This is a genomic window from Streptomyces sp. NPDC054047, assembly GCF_055585065.1.
The window spans coordinates 344,111-356,596 of the sequence record NZ_JBVJKV010000009.1 but is presented as its reverse complement, the minus strand read 5'-3'; the positions used below and the strand labels follow the sequence as shown (position 1 = coordinate 356,596).

Sequence of the window (12,486 nt, the reverse complement as noted above, 5' to 3'; positions counted from 1 at the left end):
AGCCATAGACGGGACGGATCAGCTCCGCTTACCTTCTAGACATGCCTGGACAGGTTCACAAACACCACCGCGTCGCGCACGTGCTCGCCGACGAGATCCGCGCCGGGGTGCACGCCGACGGCAGCCGCCTGCCCGGCGAGCACGCCCTGCGGGAGCGGTTCGGGGTCAGTCGCACCACCGTGCGGCAGGCCCTGAGCGCGCTCGGCGAGCAGGGGCTCATCGAGACCCACGCCGGCATCGGTTCGATCGTCACGTTCGACGGGACCCCGCTCGACCAGCAGCTCGGCTGGACCCGGGCGCTCGCCGACCAAGGCACCGAGCTCACCACGGACACCCTCCGCTTCGAGCGGATCACCCACCCGGAGCTCGCCGCCGAACTCGGGGTCACGGACCCGCACTTCATCGCCCTCGACCGCGTCAGGCGCCTGCCCGACGGCAGTGGCGTCTCCCTGGAGCGCAGCCGCGTCCCCGCCGTGCCCGCCCTCGCCGATCTGCCCGAGCGAGGCCTCGAAGGCGGCTCGCTGAACCGGACCCTGCTGGCCGCGGGCCACATCGCCGCGTCGAGCGACGCCCACATCGCGGTGTCCGGCCTCGGCGACGAGGACGCGGGGCTCCTGCACCGCTCCCCCGGTGAACCCTTCCTGCGGCTCGCCCAGGTCTTCCGCGATGCCGAGGGAGAGGTCGTGGAACAGGTGACAAGCCTGCTCGACCCGTCCCGGTTCCAACTGCACGTCCGTACCGGCCGAGGAGCCCACTCGTGACCACCGCACCCCCCGACCTTCTCGACCGCGCGCTCGGCGCCTTCTACGGCCTCGCGCTCGGCGACGCCCTGGGCATGCCGACCCAGGTCATGTCCCGCGAGGACGTCGTACGCGTCTACGGCACCCTCACCGGATTCGAACCCGCCCGCGACGACAACCCCGTGAGCGCGGGCATGCCCGCCGGTGCCGTCACCGACGACACCGACCAGGCGGTCATCGTCGCGCGGCTGCTCGTCGAGGGCGGCGGACACGTCGACCCGCTGCGGTTCGCCGACGAACTGCTCTCCTGGGAGCGGGAGATGAAGGCCAAGGGCTCCTTCGACCTGCTCGGCCCGTCCACCAAGGCCGCCCTTGACGCCGTCGCGGGCGGCACCGACCCCAAGGAGGCGGGCAGGTACGGCACCACCAACGGCGCCGCCATGCGCGTCACCCCGGTCGGCATCGCCTTCGCCGCAGAGCCGCTGCCGGACCTCCTCGACCGGGTGGTGGAGTCCTGCCAGGTCACCCATGACACGAACATCGGCATCGCGGGCGCGGCGGCCGTCGCCGCCGCGGTGAGCACGGGCATCGCGGGCGGCACGCTCGACGAGGCCTTCGACGCCGCGATCGCCGCGGCCGAGTCCGGCGCCCGGCGCGGCAACTGGATCGCCGGAGCCGACATCTCCGCCCGCATCGCCTGGGCCCGCGAGCTGGTGGACGGCCTGGACGAGGCCACGGCCCTGGACCGCATCGTCGCGCTCATCGGCACCAGCGTCGCCAGCCAGGAGTCGGTGCCCGCCGCGTTCGCGGTGCTCGCGCTGACCGGCGGCGATCCGTGGCGCAGCACGCTGCTCGCCGCCAACCTCGGCGGCGACAGCGACACGATCGGCGCGATCGCGGGTGCGGTCGCCGGATCGGTGCGCGGCCTCTCGGGGCTGCCCGCCGACGCCGTACGCACCCTGCGCACGGTCAACAGCCTCGAACTGGAGCCGCTGACGGTCCAGTTGCTCACCCACCGCTGATCCCACCACTCCCCTCTTTCTCTCCCCCCTCTTTCTCTCCCCCCTTTTCTCTCTCCCCAGCGCGCAAGGAGGTCCCGTCATGACCGCTTCGACGAAGAACGATCACGTCGGCACCAACGATCAGGTCGGCACCGTAGAGACCCGAGGGATCGAGCCGGTCCCCGACAGCGAGCGCCACGGCCACGCGGGCCAGATGTTCTGGACCTGGTTCGCCGCCAACATCTCGATCCTCGGGCTGCCGCTCGGCGCGACGCTCGTCGCCTTCCGCGGCCTCAGCATCTGGCAGGCCGCGCTGGTCGCGATCGTCGGCTCGTTCGGATCGTTCGCGCTGGTGGGGGCGTTGAGCCTGGCGGGCAAGAAGGGCGGGGCGCCCGCGCTCACCCTCTCCCGCGCGGTGTTCGGGCAGCGCGGCAACGCGGGCCCGACGCTGGTCACCTGGCTGAGCCGGGTCGGCTGGGAGACGATCACGACGACCACGGCGGCGTACGCGCTGCTCGCCCTCCTCGGGGTGGCCTTCGGCGTCCACGAGAACACCTTCCTGACCGTGCTCTGCCTGCTGGTCTTCATCACCTGCACGCTGCTGATCAGCGGCCTGGGGCACGCCACGATCATGTGGATCAACAAGTGGGCGACGGTCCTGTTCGGCGTGCTCAACCTGATCGTCATGGGCTTCCTGGTCGCCACGGTCGACTGGTCGAAGGTCCTGGAGGCCCCTGCGGGACCGACCAGCGGCGTCATCGCGGGCATCGGCTTCATCGCCGCGGGCACCGGCATCGGCTGGGCCAACGCCGGTGCGGACTACGCCCGTTACCTCCCGCGTACGATCCCGGGGCGCCGCCTGGTCACCGCCTCGGCGTTCGGCGCGGGCATCCCGCTCGTGCTGCTCATCTCGCTGGGCTCGCTCCTGACGGCGGGCGACCCGTCGCTCGCCACGTCCTCCGACCCGGTCTCCGCGATCAACGCGATGCTGCCGTCCTGGATGGCGATCCCGTATCTGATCGCGGCCTTCGGCGGCCTGTTGATGTCGAACCACCTGTCGACGTACTCCGCGGGACTCACCATGATCACGCTGGGTCTGCGGGTGCCGCGGGCCTGGGCCGTGGTCATCGACATCGTGCTGATGTTCCTCGGCGGCATCTACTTCATGCTGATCGCCGACGACTTCTACGGCCCCTTCTCCACCTTCCTGACGCTGCTCGCCGTGCCGATCTCCGCCTGGATCGGGGTGATCGCGGTCGACATGCTGCGGGGCCGCGAGTACGACCCGGACGGCCTGATGGACACCTCGCGCGCCGGCCGCTACTGGTACACCGGCGGCTTCCGGCTGCCCGCCGTGCTCGCCTGGGTGGCGGCGATCGTGTCGGGGCTCCTGTTCACGACCGCCGGCACGGGCGCGGACGACGTGTGGTTCTCCGGTCCGCTTGCCGACACCTGGCCGGGCGTGAACGGCCTGGGCTGGGCGGTCTCGATAGGGGTGGGCGCGGCGTTGTACGCCGCCTTCGGCGGACGCCCCTGCGCTACAACTCCCGCCCCCTCCCCCGCACTTGAGGAGCCCGTCCGATGAGCACGCCCACCCGCTCCCCGCGCCTCGTCCTGGCCGGGAACGTCATCGCCGACCTCGTCATCGAGGTCCCCGCGCTGCCCGAACGGGGCGGCGACGTGATCGGCTCCCGTACGGAGCTGTACGCGGGCGGCGGCTTCAACGCGCTGACGGCGGCGCGGCGGTTGGGGGCCGACGCGGTGTACGCGGGGCTCCACGGGACGGGGCCGTACGGGGACCTCGTCCGCCGAGCCCTCGCGGACGAGGGCATCGGGACGCTCCTCCCGGTGCGTACCGACGGGGACACGGGCTTCTGCGTGGCGCTGGTCGACGGTGGGGGCGAGCGGACGTTCGTGACCAGCTTCGGGGTGGACGCCCGGATGACGGCGGCGGAGACGGCGGCCGTGGCGGGGGCGTTGCGGCCGGGCGACACGGTGCAGCTGTCCGGGTACAGCCTCGTGATGGAGGTCAACGGCCCGCTCCTGTCCACGTTCGCGGCGGGGCTGCCGGACGACATCCGGGTCTGCTTCGACCCGGCGCCGCTGGTCGCGGACATCCCCGCGTCCGTCCTGGAGCCGGTCCTTGCCCGGACGGACTGGCTGAGCTGCAACGCGCGGGAGGCCCGCCTGATGACGGGCCACTCCCTTCCGCGGGAGGCGGCCGACGCCCTGCGCGGGCGGCTCGCGCCGGGAGCGGGGGCGCTGGTGCGGGCCGACAAGGACGGCTGCTGGCTGGCCGCGCCGGGCCCGGGGGCGGTGGTTCATGTGCCCGGGTTCCCCGTGGACGCGGTGGACAGCAACGGCGCGGGCGATGCCCACGTGGGAGCGTTCCTCGCCCTGTTGGGGCGGGGCCTCGATCCCCTGACGGCCGCGCGCGGCGCGAACGCGGCGGCGGCTTACGCGGTGACGCGACGGGGCCCGGCCACGGCGCCGGTGCTGGCGGAGCTGGTGGCGTTCCTCGGAGATGATCCGCTGGGTGGGGTGCTGGGGTAAGGGCGGCCCCTGCGGGGCTTTCCCCCATCCCGCCCCTTCCTGAAACTGGGGCTCCGCCCCAGACCCCGTACAAGATGGCCTCAAACGCCGGACGGGCTGGATACTTCCAGCCCGTCCGGCGTTTGAGGACGAACTCGGCGAAGCCGGTGATGACGGCAACCCAAGGCCCCCGCGCCGAGCGGGTTTGTGGGAAGGGGCGGGGCTGGGGACCAATCAGTGCTCGTTCGAAGCCAGCCGCAGCAAGTGGTCCGCCAAGGCCTGGCCCCCCGTGGCCTCCCTGCTGATCAGCATCAACGTGTCGTCGCCCGCGATCGTCCCCAAGATGTCGTGCAGCTCCGCCTGGTCGATCGCCGAGGCCAGGAACTGGGCCGCGCCCGGCGGCGTCCGCAGGACGACGAGGTTGGCCGACGCCTCGGCGGAGATCAGCAGCTCCGCCGAGAGGCGGCGCATCCGCTCCTCCTTGGCCGACTCCCCCAGCGGCGCGCGCGGAGTGCGGAAGCCGCCCTCGCTCGGCACCGCGTAGATGAGGTCGCCCTCGGCGTTGCGGATCTTCACGGCGTTCAGCTCGTCCAGGTCCCGCGAGAGCGTCGCCTGCGTGACCGTGAGGCCGTCGTCGGCGAGCAGCTTCGCGAGCTGACTCTGGGAGCGCACGGGCTGCCGGTTGAGGATGTCCACGATCCGGCGGTGACGTGCGGTGCGGGTCTGCGGCACCGCGGGCCCGGAGTGATCCGGGTGCTCCGCGTGCTCGTTGCCTTGCGCCTGGCTCATCGTCGTCTCATTCTCCGGATCGTCCGTCCCCGTTGGCCGCGGTGGCCTGGTCAAGCACGCCGGGCAGGGCCCGGAGGAACGCGTCCACCTCGTCGTCGCGCACGTTCAGCGGCGGCATCAGCCGTACGACATCGGGGGCGGGCGCGTTCACCAGGAAGCCGGCGTCCTGAGCCGCCTGCTGCGCCTGGGGCGCGAGCGGCTCGGTGAGCACGATACCCAGCAGCAGGCCCGCACCCCGGACATGGCCCACGAGCGGGTGTCCGAGTGACTCGATTCCGTCGCGCAGCTTCTCGCTCGACCGCTTCACGTTCTCCAGGAGTCCCTCGGCCTCGATCGTGTCGAGCACCGCGAGTCCCGCGGCGCACGCCACGGGGTTCCCGCCGAACGTCGTTCCGTGATGACCGGGCTTGAGGAGCTCCGCCGCTGCGCCGAACGCGACGGTCGCGCCGAGCGGCAGACCGCCGCCCAGTCCCTTCGCGAGCGTGACGACGTCGGGCTCCACGCCCTCGTGCGCGAGGTGTTCGAACCAGTGGCCGGTACGGCCGATTCCGGTCTGCACCTCGTCGAGGACGAGGAAGGTCCCGGTGGCCGTCGTGATGTCGCGGGCCGCCTTGAGGTAGCCCGCGGGCGGTACGACCACGCCGTTCTCGCCCTGGATGGGTTCGATGACGACGAGGGCGGTCTCCTCGGTGACCGCGGCCCGCAGGGCCTCCACATCGCCGTACGGGACGTGCGTGACGTCGCCGGGCATCGGCAGGAACGGCTCCTGCTTGCCGGGCTGGCCGGTGAGCGCGAGGGCCCCCATGGTCCGGCCGTGGAAGCCGCCGTCGGTGGCGACCATGTGCGAACGCCCGGTCAGCCGGCCGATCTTGAAGGCGCCTTCGTTGGCCTCGGCGCCGGAGTTGCAGAAGTACACCCGGCCCGTGCGCCCGAAGAGCTGGAGCAGCCGCTCGGCGAGCGCGACCGGCGGCTCGGCGATGAAGAGGTTCGACACGTGGCCGAGGGAGGCGATCTGGGTGCTGACCGCCTCGACGATCGCCGGGTGGGCGTGGCCGAGCGCGTTGACCGCGATGCCGCCGACGAAGTCGACGTACTCCTTGCCGTCGGCGTCCAGAAGCTTGCTGCCCGCGCCGCGCACGAGGGGCAGCCTGGGGGTGCCGTAGTTGTCCATCAGCGCGTCCTGCCAGCGCCGGGTCAGCTCCTCGTTGCCGGTCATGCCGCTTCCCCCTCTGTCTCGTGCTCGGGCGCGTCCGGCACGACCATCGTGCCGATGCCCTCGTCGGTGAAGATCTCCAGCAGGATCGAGTGCTGGACCCGTCCGTCGATCACGCGGGCCGTCTCGACGCCGTTGCGCACGGCGTGCAGGCAGCCCTCCATCTTCGGGACCATGCCGCTGGCCAGCTCGGGAAGGAGCTTCTCCAGCTCCTTCGCGGTCAGGCGGCTGATCACCTCGTCGCTGTTGGGCCAGTCCTCGTAGAGGCCCTCGACGTCCGTGAGGACCATCAGGGTCTCGGCGTCCAGCGCAGCCGCAAGTGCCGCAGCCGCCGTATCAGCATTGACGTTGTAGACATGGTGGTCGTCCTGGGAGCGTGCGATCGAGGAGACGACCGGGATACGGCCGTCCGCGAGCAGGGCCTCGATGGCGCCGGTGTCGATCTCGGTGATCTCACCGACCCGGCCGATGTCGACCAACTCGCCCTCGATACGGGGCTGGTGCTTGGTGGCGGTGATGGTGTGCGCGTCCTCGCCGGTCAGGCCGACGGCGAGCGGGCCGTGCCGGTTGAGCAGGCCGACGAGCTCGCGCTGGACCTGTCCGGCGAGCACCATGCGTACGACGTCCATGGCGTCCTCGGTCGTGACCCGCAGGCCCGCCTTGAACTCGCTGACGATGCCGTGCCGGTCCAGGGCCGCGCTGATCTGCGGTCCGCCGCCGTGCACGACGACGGGCTTGAGGCCCGCGTGGTGCAGGAAGACGACGTCCTGCGCGAAGGCGGCCTTCAGCTCCTCGTCGACCATGGCGTTGCCGCCGAACTTGATGACGACGGTCTTGCCGCGGTGCCGGGTCAGCCAGGGCAGCGCCTCGATGAGGATCTGCGCCTTGGGGAGGGCGGTGTGCTTCCGCGCGGTCTGGTTGCCGCTGGTGTTGCCGCTCGTGTCGCCGCTCATGAGGAGTACGCGCTGTTCTCGTGGACGTAGTCGGCGGTGAGGTCGTTGGCCCAGATCACGACAGGCTCTGCGGTGCCGGCCGCCAGATCCGCGGTGATCTTGATCTCCCGGTAGCGCATGTCGACGAGGTCGCGGTCCTCGCCCACGCTGCCGTTCTTGCAGACCCAGACGCCGTTGATCGCGACGTTCAGCTGGTCGGGCTCGAAGGCGGCCTTGGTCGTGCCGATGGCGGAGAGCACCCGGCCCCAGTTGGGGTCCTCGCCGTGCAGGGCGCACTTGAGGAGGTTGTTGCGGGCGATGGAGCGGCCCACCTCGACGGCGTCGTCCTCGGACGCGGCGTTGACCACCTCGATCCGGATGTCCTTGCTCGCACCCTCGGCGTCGCCGATGAGCTGGCGGGCGAGGTCGTCGCAGACGGCGCGGACGGCTTCGGCGAACTCGGCGTACTCCGGGGCGACCTGGGAGGCGCCGGAGGCCAGCAGGAGCACCGTGTCGTTCGTCGACATGCAGCCGTCGGAGTCGACGCGGTCGAAGGTGACCCTCGTGGCGTCGCGCAGCGCCTTGTCCAGGACGTCGGCCTCCAGGTCGGCGTCCGTGGTCAGTACGACGAGCATCGTGGCGAGCCCGGGGGCGAGCATGCCCGCGCCCTTCGCCATGCCGCCGACCGTCCAGCCGTCCCGGGTGACCACGGCCGTCTTGTGCACGCTGTCGGTGGTCTTGATGGCGATGGCGGCCTTCTCGCCGCCGTGCGCCGAGAGTTCGCCCGCGGCGGCCTCGACTCCCGGCAGGAGCTTGTCCATGGGGAGCGTGACGCCGATGAGCCCCGTCGACGCGACGGCGACCTCGCCCGCGTTCAGGTCGAGGGTCTCGGCGACCTTCTCGGCGGTGGCGTGCGTGTCCTGGAAGCCCTGCGGGCCCGTACAGGCGTTGGCGCCACCGGAGTTGAGGACGACGGCCGAGACGAGCCCGCCCTTGACGACCTGCTCCGACCAGAGGACGGGGGCGGCCTTGACGCGGTTGGAGGTGAAGACGCCCGCGGCGGCCAGGCGGGGCCCGGTGTTGACCACGAGGGCCAGGTCCGGGTTGCCGTTCTCCTTGATCCCGGCGGCGATGCCCGCCGCCGTGAATCCCTGCGCTGCCGTGACGCTCACTGCATCTCCTTGTTCGCTTCTCCGCCCGCGCAGCGCAGAGGCGCGCGGTCCGTTGTCATCTGCGGCCCGGCGGCCGCGCGTGCGTCGCTCACGGAGCCACTCCGATCGTGGAAAGACCGAGCTCCTCCGGGAGCCCGAGTGCGATGTTCATGCTCTGCAGGGCGCCGCCCGCGGTGCCCTTGGTGAGGTTGTCGATGGCGCTGATCACGATGACGCGCCCCGCCGCCTCGTCGTACGCGACCTGGATCTGTACGGCGTTCGAGCCGTACACGGCGGCGGTCGCGGGCCACTGGCCCTCGGGAAGCAGGTGCACGAACGGCTCGTCCGCGTAGGCCTTCTCGTACGCGGCCCGCACGGACTCGGCGGTGACACCCTCGGTCGCCTTAGCGCTGCACGTGGCGAGGATGCCGCGGGGCATCGGGGCCAGGGTCGGCGTGAAGGAGACGGTGACGGGGGTGCCCGCGGCGGCGGAGAGGTTCTGGATCATCTCCGGGGTGTGCCGGTGGACGCCGCCGACACCGTACGGCGACATGGAGCCCATGACCTCGGAGCCCAGCAGGTTCGGCTTGGGCGCCTTGCCCGCGCCCGAGGTCCCGGAGGCGGCGACGACGACCGCCTCGGCCTCGGCGAGCCCGGCGGCGTACGCGGGAGAGAGCGCGAGCGAGACGGCGGTGGGATAGCAGCCGGGCACGGCGATGCGCTTGGAGCCTTCGAGGGCCGCGCGGGCTCCCGGCAGTTCGGGCAGGCCGTACGGCCAGGTCCCGGCGTGCTCGCTGCCGTAGAACTTCTCCCAGTCGGCCGCGTCCTTCAGCCGGAAGTCGGCGCCCATGTCGACGACGAGGACGTCCGGCCCGAGCTGCTCGGCGACGGCGGCGGACTGGCCGTGGGGCAGTGCGAGGAAGACGACGTCGTGTCCGGCGAGGGCCTCTGTGGTGGTCGGCTCCAGGACGCGGTCGGCGAGCGGCATCAGGTGCGGCTGCAGGGCGCCCAGGCGCTGGCCCGCGTTCGAGTTGCCGGTCAGGGCGCCGATCTCCACCTCGGGGTGGACGAGCAGCAGACGCAACAATTCACCGCCCGCGTACCCACTCGCTCCCGCCACTGCTGCACGTACCGCCATGGAACCCTCCTCCTTGATGGCATGACTATACGTATCTACGCAGCTTTATGCAATGAGCCGATCACCCGTTCGGGGGTTCCAGCGGGTCCGCCGCCGGTCTTGGGTGCGCTACTGGGAAGCGACCGGTACCACGATCGAGGAGCAGCGATGGGTGAGAAGCGACGCGACGACGAGGCGCAGGGCGCGCGCTGGATCGGGAAGACCAATGCGGCGCCGGAGCGGATGCGGCCCGCCGACGCCGAGGCGACCGAGAACGACGTCGCCGAGGAGCCGGAGACGTACGACGCGGGCGGGACGAGCAAGCGGCGCCCGCCCGAGAAGTGACCGGGCAAGTTGTGTCCCGGCGATGAGTTCCGGCGGGCGCGAGGGTCAGTACAGGCGCAAGGACCCGAGCGCATCCCGCGCGGGCTCCGCCGACGACAGGAGGCAGTCATGCCCCGCATCACGCCCACCCTCTGGTTCGACACCCAGGGCGAGGACGCCGCCACGTTCTACGTCTCCGTCTTCCCGAACTCGAAGATCACGAACGTCTCCCACTACGGCGAGGCCGGGCCGCGTCCGGCCGGGACCGTGATGACGGTCGAGTTCGAACTCGACGGCCAGCAGTACCTCGTGCTCAACGGCGGCCCCCAGTTCACCTTCAACGAAGCGGTCTCCCTCACGATCTCCTGCGCCGACCAGGAAGAGGTCGACCACTACTGGACCAAGCTCTCCGAGGGCGGCGAGGAAGGCCCGTGCGGCTGGCTCAAGGACAGGTTCGGCCTCTCCTGGCAGGTCGTCCCCGCGGCCCTGGACGAGCTCGTCTCCGACCCCGACCAGGGGCGCGCGCAGCGCGCCATGGCGGCCATGCTCGGCATGAAGAAGATCGACGTGGCGGCGCTGTACGCGGCGGCGGACCAGAAGTAGCCGCCGCGAGGCCCGCACAAATGGTTTGACTTGGAGTCGACTCCAGCTCCTAGGGTCGGGGCGACCGCCCGAAAAAGGGCACACGCTCCACCTGGAGGTACCGGCATGACCAGCATTCCCACGCGCCGACTCGGATCACTGACCGTCTCGGCGCAGGGGCTCGGCTGCATGGGGATGAGCCACGCGTACGGCGCCTCGGACGACACGCAGTCGATCGCGACGATCCACCGTGCCCTAGACCTCGGCGTCAGCCTGCTCGACACCTCCGACTTCTACGGCGCGGGCCACAACGAGGAGCTGATCGGCCGCGCGCTCGCCGGGCGGCGCGAACAGGCCGTCGTCGCAACGAAGTTCGGCTTCGCCAACCGCCTCGGCGAGCCCGCGCAGATCAGGGGCGACGCGGCGTACGTGCACCAGGCGTGCGACGCCTCGCTGCGACGCCTGGGGGTCGACCACATCGACCTCTACTACCTGCACCGCGTCGACCAGAACGTGCCGATCGAGGAGACCGTCGGCGCGATGGCCGAGCTCGTCGAGGCCGGGAAGGTGCGCCACCTCGGACTCTCCGAGGCCAGTACGCGCACGATCCGGCGGGCGCACGCCGTGCATCCCATCGCCGCGCTGCAGAGCGAGTGGTCGTTGTGGACGCGGGACCTGGAGGCGGAGATCGCGCCGGTCTGCCGGGAGCTGGGCATCGGCCTCGTGCCGTTCTCGCCGCTCGGGCGCGGCTTCCTCACCGGGCGCTACACCTCCGTGAACGGCCTCCAGGAAGGCGACATGCGGCGCGGGCAGCCGCGGTTCGCCGACGGGAACCTGGAGCGGAACCTGCCGATCGTGGCCGCCCTCAACTCCCTCGCCGACGAGAAGGGCGTCACCGCGGGGCAGCTGGCCCTGGCCTGGGTGCAGCACCGCGGCGACGACGTGGTGCCGATTCCGGGCACGCGCCGGGAGAAGTACCTCGTGGAGAACCTGGGCGCGCTCGATGTCGAGCTCTCCCCCGACGAGCTCGCGGCGATCGACGCGGCGGCCCCTGCGGAGGCGGTCGCGGGCACGCGTTACGACGAGGGCAGCCTGGCCATCGTCGACAAGTAGACACGGCGGGTGGGCGGGCACGTAGCCTGCCGGTATGCCTTTCGCTGATGAGCCGGCCGACGCGGCGATGGTGGGGAGCGCACCGAGCACCGCCCACCACGCCGTGCCGGACGTGCTGGCGTACCTGGCCGGGTCGTGGACGGTGGAGCGGACCGCGCGGGACCTGGCGGGGAACGCGGAGGGGCACTTCACGGGGACGACGGCGTTCATGCCCCTGGACGACGGCGAGGGTCTCCTGCACCACGAGTCCGGCACCTTCACCTGGCGCGGCACCGCCCGCCCCGCCGAACGCACCCTGCGCTTCCTGCCCGGCGACGAGCCCGGCACCGCCCGCGTCACCTTCGCCGACGGCCGCCCCTTCCACGACCTGGACCTGCGCACCGGGCGGCACACCGCCGACCATCCGTGCGCGCTCGACCTCTACCGGGGCGAGTTCGAGGTCGACGACGCACGGCACTGGCGGACGCGGTGGCGCGTGGCAGGACCCGCCAAGGACCTGATCCTCACGACCGCGTACACGCGGCACGTCACTGGCGGCCCAGTGCCATCCATATCGTCGGGTCCTCGATACCCCTGAACCCGACCTTCTCGTACACCCCGTGCGCATCGGCCGTGGCCAGCAGAATCCGCCCCAGACCGTACGGCTCCAGGTGGTCCCTGACGGCGGTCACCAGCGCACTCCCCAGGCCCTTGCCGCGCACCGCCCGGTCGACGTACACGTCGCAGAGCCAGGCGAAGGTCGCGTGGTCCGTGATGACGCGCGCGTACGCGACCTGCTCGCCCGAAGCCGTTTCGTAGAGCCCGAAGTTGAGCGACCCGGCGATCGCGCGGTCCTGCTTCTCGCGGGGCCGCCCCCTCGCCCAGTACGCGTCCGTGGAGAGCCACTGATGGATGCGGGCCGCGTCCAGGCGGGCGGCGTCGGTGGAGATCTCGTACCCGGCGGGGAGGTCGTACGCTGCGTCGGTCATGACCGCAAGGCTCGCAGGCGCCAC

Annotated in this window: 14 protein-coding genes; 8 read left to right on the top strand and 6 right to left on the bottom strand. The window is 71.6% G+C overall.

Annotated features, from left to right (window positions below; translation table 11 throughout):
* Positions 1 to 41 precede the first annotated feature (41 nt).
* From ACZ6ZP_RS30300 to ACZ6ZP_RS30285, 4 genes are all read left to right on the top strand, one after another.
* Positions 42 to 761 carry a GntR family transcriptional regulator gene (locus tag ACZ6ZP_RS30300; RefSeq protein WP_469409069.1) on the top strand — a complete coding sequence of 240 codons (720 nt, stop codon included), beginning with the start codon at positions 42 to 44 and terminating at the stop codon, positions 759 to 761.
* Complete coding sequence (locus ACZ6ZP_RS30295; RefSeq protein WP_468614990.1) at positions 758 to 1,762, top strand: ADP-ribosylglycohydrolase family protein; 1,005 nt, start codon at positions 758 to 760, stop codon at positions 1,760 to 1,762. Before ACZ6ZP_RS30300 ends, ACZ6ZP_RS30295 begins: the two co-directional genes overlap by 4 nt.
* Before the next feature lie 79 nt (positions 1,763 to 1,841).
* Positions 1,842 to 3,326 (top strand): purine-cytosine permease family protein, encoded by a 1,485-nt coding sequence (locus tag ACZ6ZP_RS30290; RefSeq protein ID WP_399980428.1) that lies wholly within the window; start codon positions 1,842 to 1,844, stop codon positions 3,324 to 3,326.
* Positions 3,323 to 4,294, top strand: a complete 972-nt coding sequence (locus ACZ6ZP_RS30285; RefSeq protein ID WP_469409067.1) for a PfkB family carbohydrate kinase — start codon at positions 3,323 to 3,325, stop codon at positions 4,292 to 4,294. The genes ACZ6ZP_RS30290 and ACZ6ZP_RS30285 overlap by 4 nt, the downstream gene beginning before the upstream one ends.
* Before the next feature lie 213 nt (positions 4,295 to 4,507).
* On the opposite strand, the gene ACZ6ZP_RS30280 is transcribed toward ACZ6ZP_RS30285, so the two are convergent.
* The 5 genes from ACZ6ZP_RS30280 to argC form a co-directional block, all read right to left on the bottom strand.
* Complete coding sequence (locus tag ACZ6ZP_RS30280; protein ID WP_351164913.1) at positions 4,508 to 5,062, bottom strand: arginine repressor; 555 nt, start codon at positions 5,060 to 5,062, stop codon at positions 4,508 to 4,510.
* Between the two features lie 7 nt (positions 5,063 to 5,069).
* Positions 5,070 to 6,278, bottom strand: a complete 1,209-nt coding sequence (locus tag ACZ6ZP_RS30275; RefSeq protein WP_469409066.1) for an acetylornithine transaminase — start codon at positions 6,276 to 6,278, stop codon at positions 5,070 to 5,072.
* Positions 6,275 to 7,228, bottom strand: a complete 954-nt coding sequence (gene argB / locus ACZ6ZP_RS30270; protein WP_351164915.1) for an acetylglutamate kinase — start codon at positions 7,226 to 7,228, stop codon at positions 6,275 to 6,277. The genes ACZ6ZP_RS30275 and argB overlap by 4 nt, the downstream gene beginning before the upstream one ends.
* Positions 7,225 to 8,379, bottom strand: coding sequence for a bifunctional glutamate N-acetyltransferase/amino-acid acetyltransferase ArgJ (gene argJ / locus ACZ6ZP_RS30265; protein ID WP_351164916.1), 1,155 nt, complete (start codon positions 8,377 to 8,379; stop codon positions 7,225 to 7,227). Before argJ ends, argB begins: the two co-directional genes overlap by 4 nt.
* An 88-nt stretch (positions 8,380 to 8,467) precedes the next feature.
* Positions 8,468 to 9,496, bottom strand: a complete 1,029-nt coding sequence (gene argC, locus ACZ6ZP_RS30260) for an N-acetyl-gamma-glutamyl-phosphate reductase (protein ID WP_366464017.1) — start codon at positions 9,494 to 9,496, stop codon at positions 8,468 to 8,470.
* 147 nt (positions 9,497 to 9,643) lie between these two features.
* On the opposite strand from argC, the gene ACZ6ZP_RS30255 reads away from it, so the two are divergent.
* From ACZ6ZP_RS30255 to ACZ6ZP_RS30240, 4 genes are all read left to right on the top strand, one after another.
* Positions 9,644 to 9,820 (top strand): hypothetical protein, encoded by a 177-nt coding sequence (locus tag ACZ6ZP_RS30255; RefSeq protein WP_469409063.1) that lies wholly within the window; start codon positions 9,644 to 9,646, stop codon positions 9,818 to 9,820.
* 108 nt (positions 9,821 to 9,928) lie between these two features.
* Positions 9,929 to 10,402: a VOC family protein gene (locus ACZ6ZP_RS30250; protein WP_351164919.1), complete on the top strand. Its 474-nt coding sequence runs from the start codon at positions 9,929 to 9,931 to the stop codon at positions 10,400 to 10,402.
* 105 nt (positions 10,403 to 10,507) lie between these two features.
* Positions 10,508 to 11,494, top strand: a complete 987-nt coding sequence (locus ACZ6ZP_RS30245) for an aldo/keto reductase (protein ID WP_361463202.1) — start codon at positions 10,508 to 10,510, stop codon at positions 11,492 to 11,494.
* Positions 11,495 to 11,561: 67 nt separating this feature from the next.
* Entirely contained in the window at positions 11,562 to 12,071 is a 510-nt protein-coding gene (locus tag ACZ6ZP_RS30240) for a DUF6314 family protein (RefSeq protein WP_469409106.1), read from the top strand.
* On the opposite strand, the gene ACZ6ZP_RS30235 is transcribed toward ACZ6ZP_RS30240, so the two are convergent.
* Positions 12,022 to 12,462, bottom strand: a complete 441-nt coding sequence (locus ACZ6ZP_RS30235) for a GNAT family N-acetyltransferase (RefSeq protein ID WP_468614984.1) — start codon at positions 12,460 to 12,462, stop codon at positions 12,022 to 12,024. The genes ACZ6ZP_RS30240 and ACZ6ZP_RS30235 overlap by 50 nt on opposite strands.
* Between the last annotated feature and the right edge of the window lie 24 nt (positions 12,463 to 12,486).

Excerpts from the sequence above, each read along its gene's own strand:
- ACZ6ZP_RS30300 (WP_469409069.1), top strand. The coding sequence starts at position 42 with ATGCCTGGACAGGTTCACAAACACCACCGCGTCGCGCACGTGCTCGCC.
- ACZ6ZP_RS30290 (WP_399980428.1), top strand. The coding sequence starts at position 1,842 with ATGACCGCTTCGACGAAGAACGATCACGTCGGCACCAACGATCAGGTC.
- ACZ6ZP_RS30285 (WP_469409067.1), top strand. The coding sequence starts at position 3,323 with ATGAGCACGCCCACCCGCTCCCCGCGCCTCGTCCTGGCCGGGAACGTC.
- ACZ6ZP_RS30280 (WP_351164913.1), bottom strand. The coding sequence starts at position 5,062 with ATGAGCCAGGCGCAAGGCAACGAGCACGCGGAGCACCCGGATCACTCC.
- ACZ6ZP_RS30275 (WP_469409066.1), bottom strand. The coding sequence starts at position 6,278 with ATGACCGGCAACGAGGAGCTGACCCGGCGCTGGCAGGACGCGCTGATG.
- argB (WP_351164915.1), bottom strand. The coding sequence starts at position 7,228 with ATGAGCGGCGACACGAGCGGCAACACCAGCGGCAACCAGACCGCGCGG.
- argC (WP_366464017.1), bottom strand. The coding sequence starts at position 9,496 with ATGGCGGTACGTGCAGCAGTGGCGGGAGCGAGTGGGTACGCGGGCGGT.
- ACZ6ZP_RS30255 (WP_469409063.1), top strand. The coding sequence starts at position 9,644 with ATGGGTGAGAAGCGACGCGACGACGAGGCGCAGGGCGCGCGCTGGATC.
- ACZ6ZP_RS30250 (WP_351164919.1), top strand. The coding sequence starts at position 9,929 with ATGCCCCGCATCACGCCCACCCTCTGGTTCGACACCCAGGGCGAGGAC.
- ACZ6ZP_RS30245 (WP_361463202.1), top strand. The coding sequence starts at position 10,508 with ATGACCAGCATTCCCACGCGCCGACTCGGATCACTGACCGTCTCGGCG.
- ACZ6ZP_RS30240 (WP_469409106.1), top strand. The coding sequence starts at position 11,562 with ATGGTGGGGAGCGCACCGAGCACCGCCCACCACGCCGTGCCGGACGTG.
- ACZ6ZP_RS30235 (WP_468614984.1), bottom strand. The coding sequence starts at position 12,462 with ATGACCGACGCAGCGTACGACCTCCCCGCCGGGTACGAGATCTCCACC.